The sequence below is a fragment of the Paracoccus ravus genome, assembly GCF_004522175.1.
Lineage (GTDB): Bacteria > Pseudomonadota > Alphaproteobacteria > Rhodobacterales > Rhodobacteraceae > Paracoccus > Paracoccus ravus.
Window position 1 is genome coordinate 100,890 of record NZ_SDEB01000001.1, and the last position, 18,339, is coordinate 119,228.

21 protein-coding genes are annotated in these 18,339 nt (G+C 65.0%); 3 read left to right on the forward strand and 18 right to left on the reverse strand.

Annotated features, from left to right (window positions below; all coding sequences use genetic code 11):
* Positions 1 to 35: 35 nt before the first annotated feature.
* The 13 genes from tolA to ESZ60_RS00595 all read right to left on the reverse strand — a co-directional run bounded on the left by tolA (position 36) and on the right by ESZ60_RS00595 (position 11,922).
* Entirely contained in the window at positions 36 to 1,448 is a 1,413-nt protein-coding gene (tolA, locus tag ESZ60_RS00535) for a cell envelope integrity protein TolA (RefSeq protein WP_134678452.1), read from the reverse strand.
* A gap of 4 nt (positions 1,449 to 1,452) precedes the next feature.
* Positions 1,453 to 1,920 carry an ExbD/TolR family protein gene (locus tag ESZ60_RS00540; RefSeq protein ID WP_134678453.1) on the reverse strand — a complete coding sequence of 156 codons (468 nt, stop codon included), beginning with the start codon at positions 1,918 to 1,920 and terminating at the stop codon, positions 1,453 to 1,455.
* Positions 1,920 to 2,615, reverse strand: a complete 696-nt coding sequence (gene tolQ, locus ESZ60_RS00545; protein ID WP_134678454.1) for a protein TolQ — start codon at positions 2,613 to 2,615, stop codon at positions 1,920 to 1,922. Before tolQ ends, ESZ60_RS00540 begins: the two co-directional genes overlap by 1 nt.
* A 99-nt stretch (positions 2,616 to 2,714) precedes the next feature.
* Positions 2,715 to 3,119, reverse strand: coding sequence for a tol-pal system-associated acyl-CoA thioesterase (gene ybgC, locus ESZ60_RS00550; protein WP_134678455.1), 405 nt, complete (start codon positions 3,117 to 3,119; stop codon positions 2,715 to 2,717).
* Positions 3,120 to 3,128: 9 nt separating this feature from the next.
* A complete protein-coding gene (locus ESZ60_RS00555) occupies positions 3,129 to 3,704 on the reverse strand; it encodes a hypothetical protein (RefSeq protein ID WP_134678694.1) in 576 nt (191 codons plus the stop codon).
* 93 nt (positions 3,705 to 3,797) lie between these two features.
* On the reverse strand, positions 3,798 to 4,427 hold the full coding sequence (locus ESZ60_RS00560; RefSeq protein WP_134678456.1) for a 3-oxoacid CoA-transferase subunit B: 630 nt from the start codon (positions 4,425 to 4,427) through the stop codon (positions 3,798 to 3,800).
* Positions 4,427 to 5,131 carry a CoA transferase subunit A gene (locus ESZ60_RS00565; RefSeq protein ID WP_134678457.1) on the reverse strand — a complete coding sequence of 235 codons (705 nt, stop codon included), beginning with the start codon at positions 5,129 to 5,131 and terminating at the stop codon, positions 4,427 to 4,429. The genes ESZ60_RS00560 and ESZ60_RS00565 overlap by 1 nt, the downstream gene beginning before the upstream one ends.
* Before the next feature lie 129 nt (positions 5,132 to 5,260).
* The gene (gene topA, locus ESZ60_RS00570) at positions 5,261 to 7,831 is read right to left on the reverse strand and encodes a type I DNA topoisomerase (protein ID WP_134678458.1); all 2,571 of its coding nucleotides are present in this window, start codon (positions 7,829 to 7,831) and stop codon (positions 5,261 to 5,263) included.
* Between the two features lie 126 nt (positions 7,832 to 7,957).
* A complete protein-coding gene (locus ESZ60_RS00575; RefSeq protein ID WP_134678459.1) occupies positions 7,958 to 8,797 on the reverse strand; it encodes a ferredoxin--NADP reductase in 840 nt (279 codons plus the stop codon).
* A 55-nt stretch (positions 8,798 to 8,852) separates the two neighbouring features.
* Positions 8,853 to 9,224 carry a DUF934 domain-containing protein gene (locus ESZ60_RS00580; RefSeq protein WP_134678460.1) on the reverse strand — a complete coding sequence of 124 codons (372 nt, stop codon included), beginning with the start codon at positions 9,222 to 9,224 and terminating at the stop codon, positions 8,853 to 8,855.
* Positions 9,221 to 9,952, reverse strand: a complete 732-nt coding sequence (locus ESZ60_RS00585) for a phosphoadenylyl-sulfate reductase (RefSeq protein ID WP_134678461.1) — start codon at positions 9,950 to 9,952, stop codon at positions 9,221 to 9,223. The genes ESZ60_RS00580 and ESZ60_RS00585 overlap by 4 nt, the downstream gene beginning before the upstream one ends.
* Entirely contained in the window at positions 9,945 to 11,600 is a 1,656-nt protein-coding gene (locus tag ESZ60_RS00590) for a nitrite/sulfite reductase (RefSeq protein WP_134678462.1), read from the reverse strand. Before ESZ60_RS00590 ends, ESZ60_RS00585 begins: the two co-directional genes overlap by 8 nt.
* The gene (locus ESZ60_RS00595; protein ID WP_134678463.1) at positions 11,593 to 11,922 is read right to left on the reverse strand and encodes a DUF2849 domain-containing protein; all 330 of its coding nucleotides are present in this window, start codon (positions 11,920 to 11,922) and stop codon (positions 11,593 to 11,595) included. The genes ESZ60_RS00590 and ESZ60_RS00595 overlap by 8 nt, the downstream gene beginning before the upstream one ends.
* Positions 11,923 to 12,046: 124 nt before the next feature.
* Here ESZ60_RS00595 and ESZ60_RS00600 point away from each other — a divergent pair, with 124 nt between their 5' ends.
* Positions 12,047 to 12,529: an Lrp/AsnC family transcriptional regulator gene (locus tag ESZ60_RS00600; protein ID WP_134678464.1), complete on the forward strand. Its 483-nt coding sequence runs from the start codon at positions 12,047 to 12,049 to the stop codon at positions 12,527 to 12,529.
* Between the two features lie 3 nt (positions 12,530 to 12,532).
* On the opposite strand, the gene ESZ60_RS00605 is transcribed toward ESZ60_RS00600, so the two are convergent.
* From ESZ60_RS00605 to ESZ60_RS00625, 5 genes are read right to left on the reverse strand one after another with little or no spacing between them, the layout of a single operon-like run.
* Positions 12,533 to 13,639: a pyridoxal phosphate-dependent aminotransferase gene (locus tag ESZ60_RS00605; protein ID WP_134678465.1), complete on the reverse strand. Its 1,107-nt coding sequence runs from the start codon at positions 13,637 to 13,639 to the stop codon at positions 12,533 to 12,535.
* Between the two features lie 22 nt (positions 13,640 to 13,661).
* On the reverse strand, positions 13,662 to 13,898 hold the full coding sequence (locus tag ESZ60_RS00610; RefSeq protein ID WP_134678466.1) for an Lrp/AsnC ligand binding domain-containing protein: 237 nt from the start codon (positions 13,896 to 13,898) through the stop codon (positions 13,662 to 13,664).
* Between the two features lie 30 nt (positions 13,899 to 13,928).
* Complete coding sequence (locus ESZ60_RS00615; protein WP_134678467.1) at positions 13,929 to 15,305, reverse strand: MATE family efflux transporter; 1,377 nt, start codon at positions 15,303 to 15,305, stop codon at positions 13,929 to 13,931.
* Between the two features lie 52 nt (positions 15,306 to 15,357).
* A complete protein-coding gene (locus ESZ60_RS00620) occupies positions 15,358 to 16,011 on the reverse strand; it encodes a L,D-transpeptidase family protein (RefSeq protein ID WP_134678468.1) in 654 nt (217 codons plus the stop codon).
* Entirely contained in the window at positions 16,008 to 17,192 is a 1,185-nt protein-coding gene (locus ESZ60_RS00625) for a MalY/PatB family protein (protein WP_134678469.1), read from the reverse strand. Before ESZ60_RS00625 ends, ESZ60_RS00620 begins: the two co-directional genes overlap by 4 nt.
* Before the next feature lie 77 nt (positions 17,193 to 17,269).
* Here ESZ60_RS00625 and def (ESZ60_RS00630) point away from each other — a divergent pair, with 77 nt between their 5' ends.
* Positions 17,270 to 17,791, forward strand: a complete 522-nt coding sequence (gene def / locus ESZ60_RS00630; protein WP_134678470.1) for a peptide deformylase — start codon at positions 17,270 to 17,272, stop codon at positions 17,789 to 17,791.
* A gap of 33 nt (positions 17,792 to 17,824) precedes the next feature.
* A complete protein-coding gene (gene def, locus ESZ60_RS00635) occupies positions 17,825 to 18,325 on the forward strand; it encodes a peptide deformylase (protein WP_134678471.1) in 501 nt (166 codons plus the stop codon).
* Positions 18,326 to 18,339: the final 14 nt, after the last annotated feature.

Genomic DNA, 18,339 nt, shown 5'->3' on the forward strand with positions numbered 1-18,339 from the left:
CAGGATGAGTTGACGAAATCAGGTATGCCATGGCGCTACTTGATCGTGGCGTTTCCGCTGGGGTTGAAATCAATGATGACGTCCTTCCAGCGGTTATATTTCTCTGCCGGGAGGTTGTAGCCGTTCCGTCCGCACATCAGGATCGCGCGGCGCGCCGCCTCATAGGCCTGTTTGGCCACGGCGTCGGATGCGCCGTTATGGTCGATCATTTTCAGCGAACCGGATTCGGGCTTGCCATCGGGCGACATCGAGAAGCTGACGGAAACGGTGGTCCGACCCGCCTCGGTCGAAAGCGAGCCGCGATTCCAGCAGGCCTCGACCGCGACCCGAAAGCCGTCCTTTTCGCCCTGGCTCAGCGGCGGCCCGCTGGCGGCTGCCCCGCCGCCGCCCGAAGCGCCCGCGCCTTCTTCTTTTTTCATGGCTTCGGCCAGCGCCGCCTTTTTGGCAGCCTCGTTCGCGGCCTTGCGCTCGGCCTCGGCCTTTTCCTTGGCCTTTGCTTCGGCCGCGGCCTCTTGCGCCGCCTTTTTCGCGGCGGCGCGCTTTTCCTCTGCGGCCTTTTCAGCGGCGGCCTTTTCCTCGGCCTCTTCGCGGGCCTTGGCTTCGGCCTCGCGTTTTTCTGCGTCGCGTTTTTCTGCGGCGGCTTCCCGGGCGGCGCGCTCGGCGGCTTCCTTTTTCGCCGCCTCGGCGGCTTCGCGTTTTTCGGCCTCGGCTGCCTCAGCCGCGGCAAGCCTGCGGGCGCGTTCCTCGGCCTCGGCCGCCTTGCGCGCAGCCTGGGCTTCCTCGCGGCGGGCGGTTTCGCGGCGCTCGGCCTCGGCCCGCTCCTCGGCCTGCCGGCGGGCGGCGGCCTCGCTGCGTTCCTTGGCGGCGGCTTCCTCGGCGGCTGCTTCTTCGGCCTCACGGGCAAGAACAGCCTCGCGACGGCGCGCGGCTTCTTCGGCCTCGCGCCGGGCCTGAACGGCCTGGGCAAGCCCTTCGGGGCGACCATGCGGGCGGGGCGCATCCAAGGCCGCGACCTTGGATTCCTGCGGCAAGGGGGCGGGTGCCTGTCGCTCGGCTTCGGGGGCAGCCGTCGTCGCAGGCAACTCCATCCTCGGCGTTTCGGGCAGGTCGGGGCGCTCTTCGGGACGCGCAGCCGGAAGGTTCAGCATGGCGACATTGCTGTCGGGTGCCGGGGGGCTCATCGCCTCGGGCGCGCCGATCACGACCTCATCGGCCGGAGGGCGGGGCTGGGCCGGGACCGTCTCGGCCGTGGCATCGACCGGACCGCTGCCCGCCGCGGCTGCGGCCAGGGCCTGGAACTCGGCCTCGGACATGGTCGAAACCTCGGCCATGCGGATCGCATCGAGCGGCTGGGGACGAAACAATGCGCCGCCCACCACGGCAAAGCCGATCAGCCCGGCATGCGCGGCACCCGAGACCCAATAGCCGAAGCGGTCGGCGCGATCCATCGGCCTAGCCTTCGGTCGTCTGGCCGTCCATCCGGGGGCCGCCCGAATCCGTCACCAGAACGATATTGTTGAAGCCCGCCGCATTCAGCGCCCCCATCACCTCCATGATGCGGGCATAGGGGATCGTGCCATCCGCGCGCAGATAGATCTTGTCGCTCTGACGTTCGGCCGCCACGGCCTGAAGCCGGGTGACCAGTTCCTCCTCGGGAACCTCTGTCGTCATCACGAGGATCGGGCCCTCGGGCGTGACCGAGACGGACAGCGGTTCCTCGGGTTCGGCCGGAACGGATTGCGCGGCGGTCTTGGGCAGTTCCAGCGGCACGCCGACGGTCAGAAGCGGCGCCGCGACCATGAAGACGATCAGCAGCACCAGCATCACGTCCACAAAGGGCGTCACGTTGATCTCGGCCATCGGCTGCGATCTGCCGCGGCCGCGCCCTGCCCGGTTGCGCTTGACGACGCCCGCGCCCATCAGCCGTCTTCCAATTGACGCGACAGGATGGTCGAGAACTCGTCCGAGAAGGACTCGTAATTCCCAAGGATCCGGTCGGAATCGGCGCTGAGCTTGTTATAGAAGACCACGGCCGGAATGGCCGCCACCAGACCAAGCGCCGTCGCCACCAACGCCTCGGCAATGCCGGGCGCAACCACGGCCAGCGAGGTGTTCTGCGACAGGGCGATCTCCTCGAAGGCAGTCTTGATGCCCCAGACCGTGCCGAAGAGCCCGATGAAGGGCGCGGTCGAGCCGACCGTGGCAAGGAAGGGCAGCCCGCGCGTCAGGCGGTCGCTTTCGCGATTGATCGCCACGTTCATCGCGCGGTCAATCCGCGCGGTCGCGCCCGCGATCATGCCGCCATCGTCACGATGGCTGCGCCGCCATTCGGTCATGCCGGCCGAAAAGATGCGCTCAGAGGCCCCCGACGGCTCTTCGCCGACGCGGTCGTAAAGATCGTCCAGTGGCTGGCCGGACCAGAAGGCGCGGTCGAAACGATCGGCCTCGCGCTTGGCGGCGTTGAAGCTGATGAATTTCTGGATGATGATCGCCCAGGCCCAGAACGAGGCAAGGACCAGCATCACCATCACGATCTGGACGGTCAGGGACGCGCGCGCGAACAGCGCGATCAGGGAAAAGTCGATCGGCTGACCGGCTGCGGCGAGTTGTTCCATGAATCAGGCCTGTGAATTTGGCCGCTGCGGCGCGGCTTCTGGCCAAGCCGAATACCAGAAGCCCGAGCATAGACAAAGCCCGCAGGCGTCAAATCTGCGTCAGGAACAGGCGGATTCCGCGCCCTGAAGCCGCGACGTCACGGTTTTGGGAAGCCGGACCGGGCGTCCGGCCTCGGTGATGCAGACAAGAGTCACCACCGCCGAGAACAGCAATTGATCGCCGCGTCGCAGCTTCTGGCACATGATGATGCGCGCGGCCCCCATCTCATGGATGCTGGAGGTGACGGTCAGATCGTCATCGAAACGCGCGGGCGAGAGGTAATCCGCCTCGACCCGACGCACCGCGAAAACCAGCCCCTCGGCTTTCATCGCGACCTGATCGACGCCGACGGCCCGCAGCCATTCGCTGCGGGCACGCTCGATGAATTTCAGGTAATTCGCGTAATAGACGATGCCCGCAAGGTCGGTATCCTCGTAATAGACGCGGATGGGGAACTGATGCATGGCGGGCTCCTATTGGCGCGGCAGGCGCGCGGCAAGGCGCAGCGCATGGGAAGGGTCCATGGCCGCGACCGGCATGACCGGATCATAGGCGGCGCGGATCAGCCCGGCCAGTTCCGCCGAAGGGCTGACTTCGCGCGAGAAGGTCAGCATCGCGCGCATCATCATCGCCTCGGCCAGTTCCGCCGGATGGGCATCGGCAAGGCGGCCACCCATATTCACGAAGGTCAGGCAGGCGCGGATGCCGCCATCGGCATCAAAGCGAAAGATGCGATATTGATCCGCCGCACCCGATTTCAGTCGCTCGTGCAGGTCGGGCTGGCCGGTCAATTGCGCGAGGTCGGGAACGCCCGAAAGCTCATCCCAATCGCGCACGAAGAACATCATCAGATTCGCGCCCATATCGGGATCGGTCTCGACGATCGGATGCCCCGCATCGGCCAAGGCGGCGCGTGTCACGCTGCGGAATATCTCGAGCGTTTCGTCCGACAGGCCGAAAATGACCGGAGCGACCGGCCTACCCCAGCGCGCGCAAAGATAGCGGCCGTCGCGGGTGAAAAGGGCTGTGATCTCGTCCGGGCCAAGCACGCTGCGTTCCTCTTTCTTCGGATGCCCTTGGGGAATCGGCAGCAAGGCTGCATCAGTGGGCAAGCCGCCCCCTAATGCGATCAGGTCGAAAGCTCAACCGACGATGGTCGCCTCGGTCGCGGCGCGCAGCTCGTCCTCGGTCACGCCCTCGGCGGTCTCGACGATTTTCAGCCCGCCTTCGACCACGTCCAGAACGCCCAGATTTGTGATGATGCGGTTCACCACGCCCTGCCCGGTCAGCGGCAGGGTGCAGGTTTTCAGCACCTTCGACTCGCCGGCCTTGTTGGTGTGGTCCATGACCACGACGACGCGTTTGACGCCCGCGACCAAATCCATCGCGCCACCCATGCCCTTCACAAGCTTGCCGGGGATCATCCAGTTCGCGAGATCGCCGTTCTCGGCCACTTCCATCGCGCCGAGGATCGCCATGGCGATCTTGCCGCCGCGGATCATCGCGAAGCTTTCCGAACTGTCAAAGAAGGCGGTCTGCGGCAGCGCGGTCACGGTCTGCTTGCCCGCATTGATCAAATCGGGGTCTTCCTCGCCCTCATAGGGGAAGGGGCCGATGCCCAGCATGCCGTTTTCCGATTGCAGCGTGACCGAGACGCCCTCGGGGATGTAATTCGCGACCAGCGTCGGGATGCCGATGCCAAGGTTCACATACCAGCCGTCCTGCAATTCCTGCGCGGCGCGGGCGGCCATCTGGTTCCGATCCCAAGGCATCAGACGGCCTCCTTCTTGCGGGTGGTGCGCTGCTCGATGCGCTTTTCGTGCTGGCCTTGGAGCAGGCGGTGGACATAGATGCCCGGCAGGTGGATCGCGTCAGGGTCGAGGCTGCCCGTAGGGACGATTTCCTCGACCTCGACGATGCAGACGCGGCCGCATTTCGCCGCCGGCACGTTGAAATTCCGCGCCGTCTTGCGGAAGACCACGTTGCCCGATTCATCGGCCTTCCAGCCCTTGACGATGGCGAGGTCGGCGACGATCCCGCGTTCGAGGATGTAGGTCTCGCCGTCGAACTCCTTGTGCTCCTTGCCCTCGGCGATCACCGTGCCGACGCCGGTCTTGGTGTAGAAGCCGGGGATGCCCGCGCCGCCCGCGCGCATGCGCTCGGCCAGGGTGCCCTGCGGGTTGAATTCCAGCTCGAGCTCGCCCGAGAGGTACTGGCGCATGAATTCCGCGTTCTCGCCGACATAGGACGAGATCATCTTCCTGATCTGGCGCGAGTCGAGCAGGATGCCCAGCCCGAACCCGTCGACACCGCAATTATTGCTGGCGATGGTCAGGTCCTTGGTCCCCGCCTTGTGGATCGCCTCGATCAGCAATTCCGGTATACCGCTCAGGCCGAAGCCGCCTGCGGCAATCAATATCCCGTCCTTCAGGACCCCTTCCAGCGCGTCACCCGCGCTTGCATATACCTTTTTCATCCGCTCCTCCGCCGCAGTTTGGAATTTTGTGGCGGGGTTGCGGGTCGATGTCAACGCGCCGCACTGCGGCATTAAAAAACCCGCCCAGAAGGAGGACCAACTAGGCGGGCTTTGCGGCAGATTGCCGGATTACTCGGCCTTTTTGGCCTTGGGCGCTGCCTTTTTCGCGGCAGGCTTCTTGGCCGCAGCTTTCTTCGCCGGAGCCTTTTCAGCCTTGGGCGCGGCCTTCTTGGCGGGCTTCTTTGCCTTGCCAGCCTTTTCGGTGATCAGCTCCAACGCGCGCTCCAGCGTCACCGCACCGGGTTCCAGATCGCGTGGCAGGGTCGCGTTCACTTTGCCCCATTTAACGTAAGGCCCGTAGCGCCCGCTCAGGACCTGAATCGGCCCGCCCTCGGGATGCTCGCCCAGTTCCGCCAGCGGCGCAGCCGGAGCCGCCCTGCCCCGCACAACCTTCGTGGCCAGAACTTCGACCGCGCGGTTCATGCCAATGGTAAAAACCTCATCGACCTCGGGAAGGTTCGCGTATTTCGAGCCATGCTTCACATAGGGGCCATAGCGCCCGATCCCGGCTTCGACGATTTCACCGTCCTCGGGATGCGGGCCAATCGCGCGCGGCAGCGCCAAAAGCGCCAGCGCCCGTTCCAGATCGACCGAGGCCAGATCCCAGCCCTTCGGCACCGAGGCGCGCGGCGGTTTCGGAACATCCGCCGTCGCCTCGCCACGCTGGACATAGGGGCCGAAGCGGCCGTTTTTCAGGCTGATCTCGTCGCCATTATCGGTGCCCAGAACGGCATCGCCCACGACCTCGCCCTCGGGGCTGCTGATCGGACGGGTGAAGCGGCATTCGGGATAGTTGGTGCAGCCAATGAAAGCCCCGCCGGAACGCGCGGTCTTCAGATGCAGCCGACCCTTGTGGCAAAGCGGGCATTCCCGCGGATCGCCGCCATCGGCACGGGCCGGGTAAAGATGAGGCGCCAAGGCCTCGTCAATCGCCTCGAGCACTTCGCCGATACGCAACTCGCTGGTTCCCTCCAGCGCAGCCGTAAAATCCTTCCAAAAGCGGCGCAGCACCTCGCGATAGGCGCGTTCGCCCGAGGAGATGTCGTCCAGCTCGCCCTCGAGGCTCGAGGTGAAGTCGTAGCTGACATAGCGCGGGAAATATTTCAGCAGGAAGATGGTGACCAGCCGCCCCTTATCCTCGGGGATCAGGCGGTTCTGTTCCTTGCGGACATAGTCGCGGTCCTGGATCGTGGTGACGATCGAGGCATAGGTCGAGGGCCGGCCGATGCCGAGCTCTTCCATGCGCTTGACCAGCGTCGCCTCGGTGTAGCGCGGCGGCGCCTGGGTGAAGTGCTGCTCGGGATTGATCCCGCGCTTGTCCGCCTTCTCGCCTTCCTTGATCAGCGGCAGGCGGCGGCTGTCCTCGTCTTCCTCGTCGTCGCGGCCCTGGTCGTAGACCTTCAGGAAGCCGTCGAACATCATCACCTGGCCGGTGGCGCGCAGGCCGATCTGGGCGTCGTCCGAGCCGATCTCGACGGTGGTGCGCTCAATCCGGGCGGATTCCATCTGGGACGCAATCGTGCGCTTCCAGATCAGATCATACAGCGCCTTCTGGTCCTTGTCCGAGACCGGCAGCTTGTCGGGCGAGACGAACATATCCGTCGGGCGGATACATTCGTGCGCTTCCTGCGCGTTCTTGGCCTTGTTCTTGTACATGCGCGGGCTCGAGGGCAGGTATTCCTCGCCGAAGCGCTTCTTGATCGCGTCGCGCGCCGACATCACCGCCTCGGGGGCCATGTCGATGCCGTCGGTCCGCATATAGGTGATGTAGCCCGCCTCATAAAGCCGCTGCGCCGCCGACATGCAGGCCCGCGCGCCAAGGCCCAGCTTGCGGCTGGCCTCCTGCTGCAGGGTCGAGGTCATGAAGGGCGGCCAAGGGTTCCGGCTCGCGGGCTTGGCGGTGACGCTCGCGACCTTCAGATCGCGCGAGGCAATGGCGGAAACCGCCAGCATCGCATCCTTCTCCGTCGCGAGGTCAAAGCGATCCAGTTTCTTGCCGCCATAGACGGTCAGGTTGGCGTCGAACTGATCGCCACGCGGCGTCGCCAGTTTCGCATGGACCGACCAATATTCGCGGGCCTTGAAAGCCTCGATCTCCATCTCGCGGTCGACGATGACGCGCAGCGCGACCGATTGCACGCGGCCCGCCGATTTCGCGCCGGGCAGCTTGCGCCACAGCACCGGGGACAGGTTGAAGCCGACCAGATAGTCCAGCGCGCGGCGCGCGAGGTAAGCATCGACCAGCGGCTGGTCGATCTGGCGCGGGGCCGCCATCGCCTCGGTCACGGCGTTCTTGGTGATCGCGTTGAAGGTCACACGGCTGACCTGCGCGCCCTTTTTCAGCGCGGGGGCCAAAGTCTCCAGCAGGTGCCACGAGATCGCCTCGCCCTCGCGATCAGGGTCAGTGGCGAGGATCAAGTTCGGATCGGATGCCAGCGCATCCTTGATCGCCTTGACGTGCTTTTTCGAATCCGAGGCGACTTCCCATTTCATCGCGAAATCGGCTTCGGGATCGACGCTGCCATCCTTGGGCGGCAGGTCGCGGACATGCCCGAAGGACGCCAGAACCGTGTAATCGTCGCCAAGGTACTTGTTGATCGTCTTGGCCTTGGCCGGAGATTCGACGACGACGACAGGCATGGGCAATCCTTCGAGATGATTCGGGCGGGGAAAATGAGCATAGCCCGACGCCATGTCAACGCCGGGCTTCTTTCTTGTTGAAATATCCCACGGGGGACCGGGGGTGTGAAACCCCCGGCTTGAGGCTCAGACACCCTCGCCGACGAAGGCCTTTTCGACCACGAATTCCTTCGGATCGCTGTTCGCGCCCTCGCGCAGACCGAAGCCTTCCAGCACCGCCTTGACGTCGACGTTGAAGGCGAGGCTGCCGCAGACCATGGCGCGGTCATTCTCGGTGTTCATGGGCGGGAGGCCCAGATCCTCGAAGACCTTGCCCGAGGTCAGGTTGTCGGTGATGCGGCCCATGAAAGGGCTCTCTTCGCGGGTCGTGGTCGGGTAGTAGCGCAGGCGATTGGCGAAATCCTCGCCATAGATCTCGGTCAGCAGCGGGTCGTGCTGCAGGTTCTCGACCAGCTCGCGGCCATATTCCAACTCCTCGGCGGTGCGGCAGGTATGCATCATGATGACCTGCTCGTAACGCTCATAGGTTTCCGGATCGCGCATCAGCGAGGCGAAGGGCGCAAGGCCCGTCCCGGTCGCGAGGAACCACATCCGCTTGCCCGGCAAGAGCGCGTCCAGCACCAGCGTGCCGACGGGCTTCGGGCGCAGAATGATCTCATCCCCCGGCTGGATCAATTGCAGCTTCGAGGTCAGCGGGCCGTCCGGAACCTTGATCGAGTAGAATTCCAGCTCGTCATCCCAATTGGGCGAGGCGATGGAATAGGCCCGCAGGATCGGCTTGCCGTTGTCGCCCGGCAGGCCGATCATCACGAACTCGCCCGAGCGGAAGCGCAGGCTGGCAGGGCGCGTCACGCGGAACGAGAACAGCGTATCGCTCCAATGCTGGACCGAGGTCACGGTCTGGGCATCAGGAAGGGTCTTGGCGGGTTTCACGGCAGCGTCGGCCACGGAGAGATCCAGTGTCATGTCAGGGTCCCGGTCTATCTAAGTCATCAGGAAGCTGGGGGAAACCCCGGCAAGCTCAGCCGGCAAGGCGCGAACGGTGATCCCATTGTTGCCAGTCGGCGCGGTAAAGCCATTGCTCCTGCGGCTGGCGTTGGGCAAGCGCTGCGGAAATGCGCACCTCGTCGAAGCCGACGCGGCGTGCCATGGCATATTGGTCGGCAATCAGCCCGCCCACGGCGCGCAGCCGTCCCTTGTAACCCTTTTCGCGCAGAAGCCGCGCCAGCGTGAAGCCGCGCCCGTCGCTGAACGAGGGAAACTCGATGGCAAGAAGATCATGGTTCAGATAGTCGCCAAGGCTCGCCGGATCAACATCCGGGGCCAAGGAAACCGGCTCTGCGCCGTCAAAGGGGTGGAAGCCGTCATCGCGGACAAGAAAGAAATCGCTCATGAGGTTGCTCCTGCGCGGACCATCTTGCCGCCGATGAAATGGATGCCGCATTCGGTCTTCTGGCTGCCCCGCCAGCGACCGGCACGGGGGTCTTCGCCCGGCTTCACGGGCGAGGTGCAGGGCGCGCAGCCGATCGAGGCATAGCCCTTGGCGACCAGCGGATGGCGCGGCAGGTTGTTCTCGGCCATATAGTCCTGAACATCCTCCTTGCGCCAGTGCGCCAGCGGGTTGATGCGCAGCCGGGCCGGAGGCTCGGCCTCGAAGAATTGCAACTGCTGACGCTCGCCGCCTTGGAACCGTTTGCGACCGGTGATCCAGGCGTCGAACTTGGCCAGCTCGCGCTCGAGCGGCACGGTCTTGCGCAAGTCGCAGCAGGCATCGGTGCTGAACTGGTGCAGCGTGCCGTCGGGATCGTTCAGCGCGATCTCGCGCTCGAGCGCACGCACCACCTGCACATTGGTCAGCTTCAGCTTTTCCGAGACCTCGAGCTGGTAGTCCAGCGTCTCGGGGAAAAGCATCTGCGTGTCGATGAACAGGACCGGCGTGCCGGGTGCCACGACCGAAACCATGTGCAGCAGCACAACCGATTCCGAGCCAAAGGACGACACCAGCGTCACCCGGCCCAGATCGGGATCGTTCAGCGCACGCCGCAGCACTTCGGTCGCGGCATGGTGCCTGTAGCGGTCGTTCAGCAGGCTCGCGCGGTTATCTAGGCTGCCATCAAGCATTGACCGGATACAGCGCCGCCTTGAACGGTGCTGCCCCCACGCGACGGTAGGCGTCGATGAAGCGTTCCTCGGCCGAGTCGCGCAGGTCCAGATAGGTATTGATGATGCGGTCGATGGCGGGCACGACCTCTTCGGCCGGGAAGCCCGCGCCGGGGCGCTGGCCAATGGCCGGAATGTCATAGCCGTCGCCGCCCAAAGTGATCTGGTAGTTCTCGACGCCCGCCCGGTCGAGACCGAGGATGCCGATATGGCCCAGATGGTGATGGCCGCAGGCGTTGATGCAGCCCGAGATGCGGATGTCGATCTTGCCGATCTCATCCTCGATGTCGCGGGCGCGGAAATGGTCGGCGATCTCCTGCGCGATCGGGATCGAGCGGGCGGTGGCCAAGGCGCAGTAATCCATGCCGGGGCAGGCGACGATGTCGCTAATCAGCCCCGCATTGGCGGTGGCGAGGCCCGCCGCCTTCAGCTCGCTGTAAAGCGCGAAGAGGTCCGACTTGTGGACATGCGGCAGGACCACGTTCTGGTCATGGCTGATGCGCAGGTCGGCATGGCCGTAACGCTCGGCCAGATCCGCCAGCAGGCGCATCTGGTCGGCCGAGGCGTCGCCCGGCGTCTGGCCCGGCGCCTTGAAGGTCACCATGACGCTGGCATAGCCCGGCGCCTTGTGGGTCGACAGGTTGGTGTCGGTCCAGCTGCGGAAGCCGACGCTCGCGGCGCGGCGCGCCTCGTAATCGCCGTCTGCCTCGTTGCGGAAGGCCGGGGCGGCATAGACCTCGCGGAATTCGGCGACCAGGTCCTGATCGACGCCCGAGAAGACGGCGCGGCGGTTCAGGAACTCGGCCTCGATCTCGTCGCGCATGACGTCGAGGCCGCGCTCGGCGACGGTGATCTTGATCCGGGCCTTGTACTTGTTGTCGCGGCGACCGGCGAGGTTATAGGCCGAGATGATCGCCTCGACAAAAGGCAGCAGGTCGGCTTCGGGCAGGAATTCGCGAACGACCTGACCAAGGATCGGGGTGCGGCCCAGACCGCCACCGATCCAGACCTGGAAGCCCAGCTCGCCCTGCTCGTTGCGGCGCAGGCGCAGGCCGATGTCATGGGCGGCGATGACGGCGCGGTCCTTCTCGCCGCCGGAAATGGCGATCTTGAACTTGCGCGGCAGGAACTGGAACTCGGCATGGTCGGTCGACCAGGCGCGCAGAAGCTCTGCATAGGGGCGCGGATCCACTACCTCGTCGGCAGCGGCGCCGGCATAGGCGTCGGTCGTCACGTTGCGGATGGTGTTGCCCGAGGTCTGGATCGCGTGCAGGCCGACATCGGCCAGCGCGTCCAGCATGTCCGGGATGTCCACCAGCTTCGGCCAGTTATACTGGATGTTCTGGCGCGTGGTCCAATGGCCGTAACCCTTGTCCCATTTCTCGGCCAAGAGCGCGAGGGTGCGCATCTGGTCGGGGCTGATCGTGCCGTAAGGGATCGCCACCCGCAGCATATAGGCGTGAAGCTGCAGGTAGACGCCGTTCATCAGGCGCAGCGGGCGGAACTCTTCCTCGGTCAGGCTGCCATCCAGCCGACGCTCGACTTGGCTGCGGAACTGCTGCGCGCGGTAGCGCAGGTATTCGTTATGCTGGGGGCGGGCGTCAAACATTGCTGGCCTCGAGTTCGGCTTGAATGCCATGGAAATAGTTGGACGGGCCGCGACGGCGGAAAGCCTCGCGGAAATGGGTAGGCTCGGGGCGGCCATCCGCGCCGCGCTTGGCCTCGGCCAGATAGGGGCCGACGACGATATTTGCCTGACCGATGGCTTCGAGCATGGCGAGATCGGCAATCGCCTCGTCTTCGAAAAGCTGCGCCTCGCGCGGGTCGGCGGTCCAGTCCCCGTCACGCATCCAGACGCAATGGCCCATGCGCAGATCATTGGCGGTAATGACGGCGGGGGTTGCGATCGAGGGGGTGAAGGTCTTGGACATGGCCTTTTGCCTTTCGGAATGGGTCTATCTTATATAGAAAATTCTTCCCCTTATTGACGAGTGGGCCGAAGAAATAAGAAACAGGTTCCACATGAATGGCAGGCAGACAGGACCAAATTTCTCAATGAGCCAAGACACCCAAACGCCGGCCCGACTGGATGACGTGGATCGCAAAATCCTGTCCCTTCTGCAGCGTGACGCCACGCTGTCTTTGGACGACATCGCGGCGCAGGTCGGGGCCTCCAAGACCCCGGTCTGGAACCGAATCCGCAAGCTGCGCGAGGCGGGCGTCATTCGCGGACAGGTCGCCCTGCTCGATCCCGATTCACTAGGCTTGGATGCCTGCTTTTTCGTCTTGATCCGCACCAGCGAGCATGACCCGGATTGGGCGGCGAAATTCCTCAGTGCCGTGCGCGCGCGCCCCGAGGTGATCGAGGCGCACCGCTTGGCCGGGGATATCGACTATATCCTCAAGGTCCGGGTGCGGAATGCCCGCGCCTATGACCGCTTCTATCAGGCGCTGATCTCGGAGGTGAAAATCCACAACGTCACCGCGCTTCTGTCGATGGAAGAGTTGAAGGCGACGACCGCCCTGCCCTTGGAATAAGCCTTAGCCGCGCGCCGCGCTCAGTGCGCGCGGCAGGGCGTCGGCCAGAACGTCAAGCTCGGCATCCGGTGCGCAAGAGATCCGGATGCAGCGATCCATCGGGGCGGTGCCGGGCATTCGCGCGAAAATCCCCTCGCCCGCCAAAGCCGCCAGCACTCGACGCGCGAAATCACCGTCTTGGCCGCAGTCGACAGTGACGAAATTCGTGGCCGAGGGCAGCGCAGACAGCCCGTTCGCCGCAGCAATCTCGCCGATGCGGGCGCGGGCTGCAAAGACCTTGCGGCGGGTTTCCTCCAACCATGCAGCGTCTTGCAGCGCGGCCAAAGCGCCGATCTGCGAGGTCCTGCTGATGCCGAAATGGTTGCGGATACGGTCAAAGCCCGCGATCAGCGCGGCGGGACCAATCGCATAGCCCACACGCGCGCCCGCCATGCCATAGGCTTTCGAGAAGGTGCGGAATCGGATCACCCGGTCATCCTCGGGGTCGATCCGGGGAATGGCATCTGCGGGCGCGAATTCGGCATAGGCCTCGTCAAGCACCATGAGCGTGCCTTCCGGCATGTGCTCCAAGGCTGCCTCGATCCGGCTGCCCTTGTGCCAGCTTCCCATCGGATTATCGGGATTGGCGAAATAGACCAGCCGCGCGCCGGTCTCGGCAGCGGCGGCGATCAGCGCCTCGGGGTCCTCGGCATCGTCGCGGTAAGGGACTTTGTGCAGCACGCCACCAAAGCCCGCGACGTGATAGTTGAAGGTCGGATAGGCCCCTTCCGAGGTCACCACCACTTCGCCCGGCGCCAAGGCCAGCCGCACCAACAGGCCCAAGAGCCCGTCGATCCCTTCGCCCAGCATGATGTTCTCGGGCGCGATGCCGTGATGCGCGGCCAGGGCGTGACGCAGATCGTGATTGTCGGGATCGCCGTATTTCCAGATCTCGGCGCTGGCCTCGGCCATGGCCGCGATGGCCTTGGGCGACGGGCCGAAGCCGTTCTCATTCGCCCCAAGCCGCGCGCGGAAGGGCGCGCCCTGACGGCGCTCCAGCGTCTCGGGTCCGGTGAAGGGGACCGTGGCGGGCAGCGAGGCAGGAAGCGGGGCGAAGCGAAGACGTGTCATGGGAAGTCTTGAATTGGGCCGATCAGAACGCCTTGAAGGTCATCGTGGTCAGGGTGCGCTGGATATGGGGGATGTCGAACAATTGCTCGGCAAGGAAACGGCCGACATCCTGATCCTCGGGGATATAGATCTTGGCGATCAGGTCGTATTCGCCCGAGGTCGAGTAAAGTTCACTCGCGATCTCGCGGTCATAGATCGCGTCGGCGACCTCATAGGTCTTGCCGGGCGTGCAACGGAACTGAACGAATACCGGGCGCATGGCGAACCTCCTGAGCGTTTCGGCGTCAACCTAGACCGCGGCGGGCGCGGGGGTCCAGTCCCCGCGCGCATGGCCGCGCCAGAAGCGGCGCATCAGCAGGACCGAGGCGACCGTCAGCCCCGCGACAAGTCCCAGCCACAGCCCCTTGGGGCCAAGACCCAGCGCAAAGGCCAGACCATAGGCGACCGGGATGCCGACCAGCCAATAGCTGATCGCGGCGATGACCATCGGCACGCGGGTATCCTGCACGCCGCGCAAAAGCCCCAGCGCGATCACCTGCAGGGCATCGGTCAACTGGAACAGCGCGGCATAGAACATCAGCCCAGCGCCGATGGCGATCAGCGCAGGGGTCTCGGGATCGCCGGCATCCAGATAAAGCCCGACCAGCGTGCGTGGCAGGGCCAGAAACAGGATCACCGCCAGCACCGCCGCGCCCACCGAAACCGCCGTGACCGTCACCGCCGCGTCGCGCATCCATTGCGCGTCGCCCCAGCCCCGCGCCTGCCCGATCCGCACCGTCGCAGCGTTCGACATGCCCAGATGCAGCATGAAGGTGATCGAGGCCAGTTGCAGCGCGATGCCATGCGCGGCGAGGGCCTGCGTGCCGATCCAGCCCATCATGACGTTCGAGCCGACGAACAGCCCGCCCTCGGCCACCATGGTCAGGCCGATCGGCAGGCCCAGCAGAAAGACCTTGCGCAGATCCGCCCAGTCCGGGCGCCAAAATCGCCGGAACAGACGGTATTTCCGCGCAGCGGGCAGCCATGCCGCATAGCCGACCAGCAGCACCAGTTGCAGCACCTGCACCGAGACCGAGGCGATCGCCGCGCCGCGCACGCCCAACTCCGGCGCACCAAAATTGCCAAAGATCAGGACCCAGTTCAGCAGCACATTGACCGGCAGCCCGGCCAGCGTGATCCAAAGGACCACCTGCGGCCGCTCCATCGCGGCGAGATAGCTGTTCAGTGTCAGCCCGCACAGCACGGGCAGCAGACCGAAACCCGCGATCCGCAAATAATCCTGGGCCAGAGCCGCCACCACCGGCTCTTGCCCGATGGCGAGAAGGATCGGCTCAGAAAACCACATCAGCGGCAGGACCAGGACCGGATGGATGATCGAGAGCCAAAGCGCCATGCGGGTGGCGCGCCGCACTTCCGTTTCGTCGCCGCGTGCGATGGCCTCGGCGATGACGCCCATCACGCCGATGCCGAAGCCCATGCCCAGGAAGAACAGGATATGGAAAAACGAGGTCGCGATGACCAGCGCGGCCAGTTCCTCGACGCCATACCAGCCGACCATGACCGTGTCGGCCACGCCGATGGCCATGCGCGCGAGATGGCTGCCAACCAGCGGCAGGCCAAGCGCGAGCGTCGCGCGCAGATGCGGGGCGTAACGGTCCAAAGTCATCACGATGCCTTGTTGTTGGGCAGCGCCTGTGGCTGCCTGATCGAATTGCGGGCTAGGGGCGAATCTCGACTTCCGTCCCGATGGCCGCATGGGCGAAGATTTCCTCGACCTCGGCATTCGTCAAGGCGATGCAGCCCGCGGTCCAGTCGCCCTTGACCTTGTAGCCCTTTGCGACCTGATTGGGCTGGCCATGAATCATGATATCGCCGCCCGGATCGTAGCCGCCCTTGCGCGCCGCATCTCGGTGGCGCTTTTGCGGATAATCAAGGCCGAGAGACAGGTGATAGGCGCTTTGCCGGTTCAGCCTGTCGATGCGGAAGACCCCCTCGGGGGTGCGCCCGTCGCCTTGGCGGGACTTGTCACCCTCGGGCGAGAAGCCCAATGCGATCGCGAAATGTCTCGGCGCGCCGTTGCGCTGCCAGACGGTCATTTTGCGCGCGGCCTTCTCGATGAGGATGCGTTCGACCGGCGAGGTAATCGGCCTGGCAGGCGGTTCCGGCACGCGCAGATCTGGCCATTCAAAATCCGGCAGGTTGAGTTCCGGCAGGCGCGGCAGCGGAAAGCGCGGCAGGCCGGGAATATGCCAGCCCGTGCCGGGACGCGGGGGCGCGATCGGCTCTGCCTGACGCGGTGCCCAGAGCAGCCAAGCCGCCCAGAGCAATGCGACAAGGCAAAGCGCCGTGAAAAGCGCCCCCAGCCGTTTCATTGCAGATCGCCAAAGGCGCTTTGCAGCCGCTCGACCGCCTCGACCACGCGGGCGCGCGGCGTCGCCAGGTTGAAGCGCAGGTAATTCTCGCCGCCCAGACCGAAGCTTCCGCCATGGTTCGCGGCGATCCGCGCATCCTTCTGGACACGGGCGATATAGTCCTCGGCCAGCATGCCGGTCCCCGAGAAATCGACCCAGGCCAGATAGGTCGCCTCGAGCGGCATCGAGCGAAGGCCGGGGATCGCGTTCACCCCCTGGTCAAAGATGCGGCGGTTGCCGTCGAGATAAGCGTTCAGCGCATCGACCCATGCCGCACCCTCGGGCGAATAGGCCGCTGCGACCATACCGAGGCCGAAGAGCCCCGGCGAGATCCCCAGCGCCATCATCCGCGCCTTGATCCGCTCGCGCAGCGCCTCGTCCGACACGATCATGTTGCCGATATGTGCGCCCGCGATGTTGAAGGTCTTGGTCGCGGCGGTCAGCGTGACGAGGCGCGGCGCTATCTCGGGCGCGGCCAGCGCGGTGACGCGGTGGCGCGGCGCGCCGGGCATCACCAGGTCGGCATGGATCTCGTCCGAAATCAGAATCAGGTCATGCGCCTCACAGAACGCGGCGATCTCGCGCAGCTCGGCCCCGGTCCAGACCCGGCCACCGGGATTGTGGGGCGAGCACAGGATCAGCATCTTCTCGCGGCCGGTCATGCGTCCGGCCCAGCCCTGCCAGTCCAGACGGTATTGGCCGTCCTGAACCGCCAGCGGGAATTCCACGACCTCGCGCCCGGCGGCACGCGTGACTCGGGCAAAGGCATGATAGACCGGGGTCATCAGGATCACCCCGTCGCCAGCTTGGGTCAGCGCGTCGATGCAGATGCCCGTCGCATTCACCAACCCATGCGCGGTCAGCACCCAATCCGGCTGGACCTGCCAGCCGTGGCGGGTGTCCATCCACCAGCGGATCGATTCAAGATAGGCCGAATTCGCGCCGGGATAGCCATAGACGCCATGCGCCGCGATGCGCTCGACCGCGCGCTGGACCGAAGCGGGGGGCCGGAAATCCATATCCGCGACCCACATGGCGATACCGTCTTCGGGGGCCACCCCAAAGGCCGCCTGCATGTCGTCCCATTTGTTGCACGCAGTGCCCACACGGTCGATGATCTCGTCGAAATCGGGTGTCGTCATGGTTTTCCCTCGGATTCAGCCGCGGCCAAACATAGCGGCTTGTTGCGCAAGGCCAAGGCTTGCCCTAGATCACAGGCATGACATTGCGCAGCATCCTCCTCCACCCCGATCCGCGGCTGAAAAAGCCCTGCGAGCCCATTGCCCGCATCACGCCCGAGATCGAGACCCTTGCCGCCGACATGCTGGCGACCATGTATGATGCGCCGGGCGTCGGCCTTGCCGCGCCGCAGATCGGCGTGCTGTCGCGCCTCTTCGTCATGGATTGCGTCAAGGACCCAGAGGCCGAGCCGCAGCCCCTCGTGATGGTGAACCCCGAGATCACCTGGGGCTCGGAAGGGCTGAGCACCTATGAGGAAGGCTGCCTCTCGATCCCCGACCAATATGCCGATGTGACCCGACCCGCCGAGGTCCGCGTCAAATGGCTGGGCCTTGACGGCAAGACCCATGAGCGCGAGTTCGACGGGCTCTGGGCCACCTGCGCCCAGCACGAGATCGACCATCTCGATGGGCGGCTGTTCATCGACTATCTGAGCCCGATGAAGCGCCAGATGATCACGCGCAAGATGGTCAAGCTCAAGCGCGACCGCGCCCGCGCCTGACCCCCTGTTAACGATTACCTGAAGGCGTCGCCCATGACCGTCCGCCCGTTCATTCCCTATTCCGACCGCCGCCTGCATATCGCCGCCGAGCCGGTGCCCGCGATCACCGAGACCGTGCGGATGATCTGGGACGACATGATCGACACGATGGATGCGATGCCGGGCGTGGGCCTTGCCGCGCCGCAGATCGGGATCATGCAGCGTCTGGCCGTGGTCGATGCCTCGGACAAGCGCGGTCAGGCGGTGCGGATGGCCAATCCCGAGGTCCTGCACGCCTCGGTGCAACTGCGCGGCCATGATGAGGCCAGCCCGAACCTGCCTGGCGTCTTCGCCAAGATCGAGCGTCCCCGCGCCGTCACCGTGCGCTTCCTGAACGATCAGGGCGAGATTGAGGAACGCGATTTCGTCGGCCTCTGGGCGACCTCGGTGCAACACCAGATCGACCATCTGAACGGTAAGGTCTATGTCGATCACCTGACGCCCTTGCGCCGCAAGATGCTGGTCGCGAAATCGGCAAAGCTCAGCCGCCGCTGATCGCGGGCTTTTCT

Bases quoted from the DNA above. Each gene is read 5' to 3' on its own strand.
- ESZ60_RS00585 (WP_134678461.1), bottom strand. From the start codon at position 9,952: ATGCTTGATGGCAGCCTAGATAACCGCGCGAGCCTGCTGAACGACCGC.
- ESZ60_RS00615 (WP_134678467.1), bottom strand. From the start codon at position 15,305: ATGACTTTGGACCGTTACGCCCCGCATCTGCGCGCGACGCTCGCGCTT.
- ESZ60_RS00595 (WP_134678463.1), bottom strand. From the start codon at position 11,922: ATGTCCAAGACCTTCACCCCCTCGATCGCAACCCCCGCCGTCATTACC.
- ESZ60_RS00590 (WP_134678462.1), bottom strand. From the start codon at position 11,600: ATGTTTGACGCCCGCCCCCAGCATAACGAATACCTGCGCTACCGCGCG.
- tolA (WP_134678452.1), bottom strand. From the start codon at position 1,448: ATGGATCGCGCCGACCGCTTCGGCTATTGGGTCTCGGGTGCCGCGCAT.
- ESZ60_RS00540 (WP_134678453.1), bottom strand. From the start codon at position 1,920: ATGGGCGCGGGCGTCGTCAAGCGCAACCGGGCAGGGCGCGGCCGCGGC.
- ESZ60_RS00575 (WP_134678459.1), bottom strand. From the start codon at position 8,797: ATGACACTGGATCTCTCCGTGGCCGACGCTGCCGTGAAACCCGCCAAG.
- ESZ60_RS00565 (WP_134678457.1), bottom strand. From the start codon at position 5,131: ATGAAAAAGGTATATGCAAGCGCGGGTGACGCGCTGGAAGGGGTCCTG.
- ybgC (WP_134678455.1), bottom strand. From the start codon at position 3,119: ATGCATCAGTTCCCCATCCGCGTCTATTACGAGGATACCGACCTTGCG.
- def (WP_134678471.1), top strand. From the start codon at position 17,825: ATGACCGTCCGCCCGTTCATTCCCTATTCCGACCGCCGCCTGCATATC.
- ESZ60_RS00620 (WP_134678468.1), bottom strand. From the start codon at position 16,011: ATGAAACGGCTGGGGGCGCTTTTCACGGCGCTTTGCCTTGTCGCATTG.
- def (WP_134678470.1), top strand. From the start codon at position 17,270: ATGACATTGCGCAGCATCCTCCTCCACCCCGATCCGCGGCTGAAAAAG.
- ESZ60_RS00600 (WP_134678464.1), top strand. From the start codon at position 12,047: ATGAGCCAAGACACCCAAACGCCGGCCCGACTGGATGACGTGGATCGC.
- topA (WP_134678458.1), bottom strand. From the start codon at position 7,831: ATGCCTGTCGTCGTCGTCGAATCTCCGGCCAAGGCCAAGACGATCAAC.
- tolQ (WP_134678454.1), bottom strand. From the start codon at position 2,615: ATGGAACAACTCGCCGCAGCCGGTCAGCCGATCGACTTTTCCCTGATC.
- ESZ60_RS00560 (WP_134678456.1), bottom strand. From the start codon at position 4,427: ATGCCTTGGGATCGGAACCAGATGGCCGCCCGCGCCGCGCAGGAATTG.
- ESZ60_RS00580 (WP_134678460.1), bottom strand. From the start codon at position 9,224: ATGAGCGATTTCTTTCTTGTCCGCGATGACGGCTTCCACCCCTTTGAC.
- ESZ60_RS00605 (WP_134678465.1), bottom strand. From the start codon at position 13,639: ATGACACGTCTTCGCTTCGCCCCGCTTCCTGCCTCGCTGCCCGCCACG.
- ESZ60_RS00610 (WP_134678466.1), bottom strand. From the start codon at position 13,898: ATGCGCCCGGTATTCGTTCAGTTCCGTTGCACGCCCGGCAAGACCTAT.
- ESZ60_RS00625 (WP_134678469.1), bottom strand. From the start codon at position 17,192: ATGACGACACCCGATTTCGACGAGATCATCGACCGTGTGGGCACTGCG.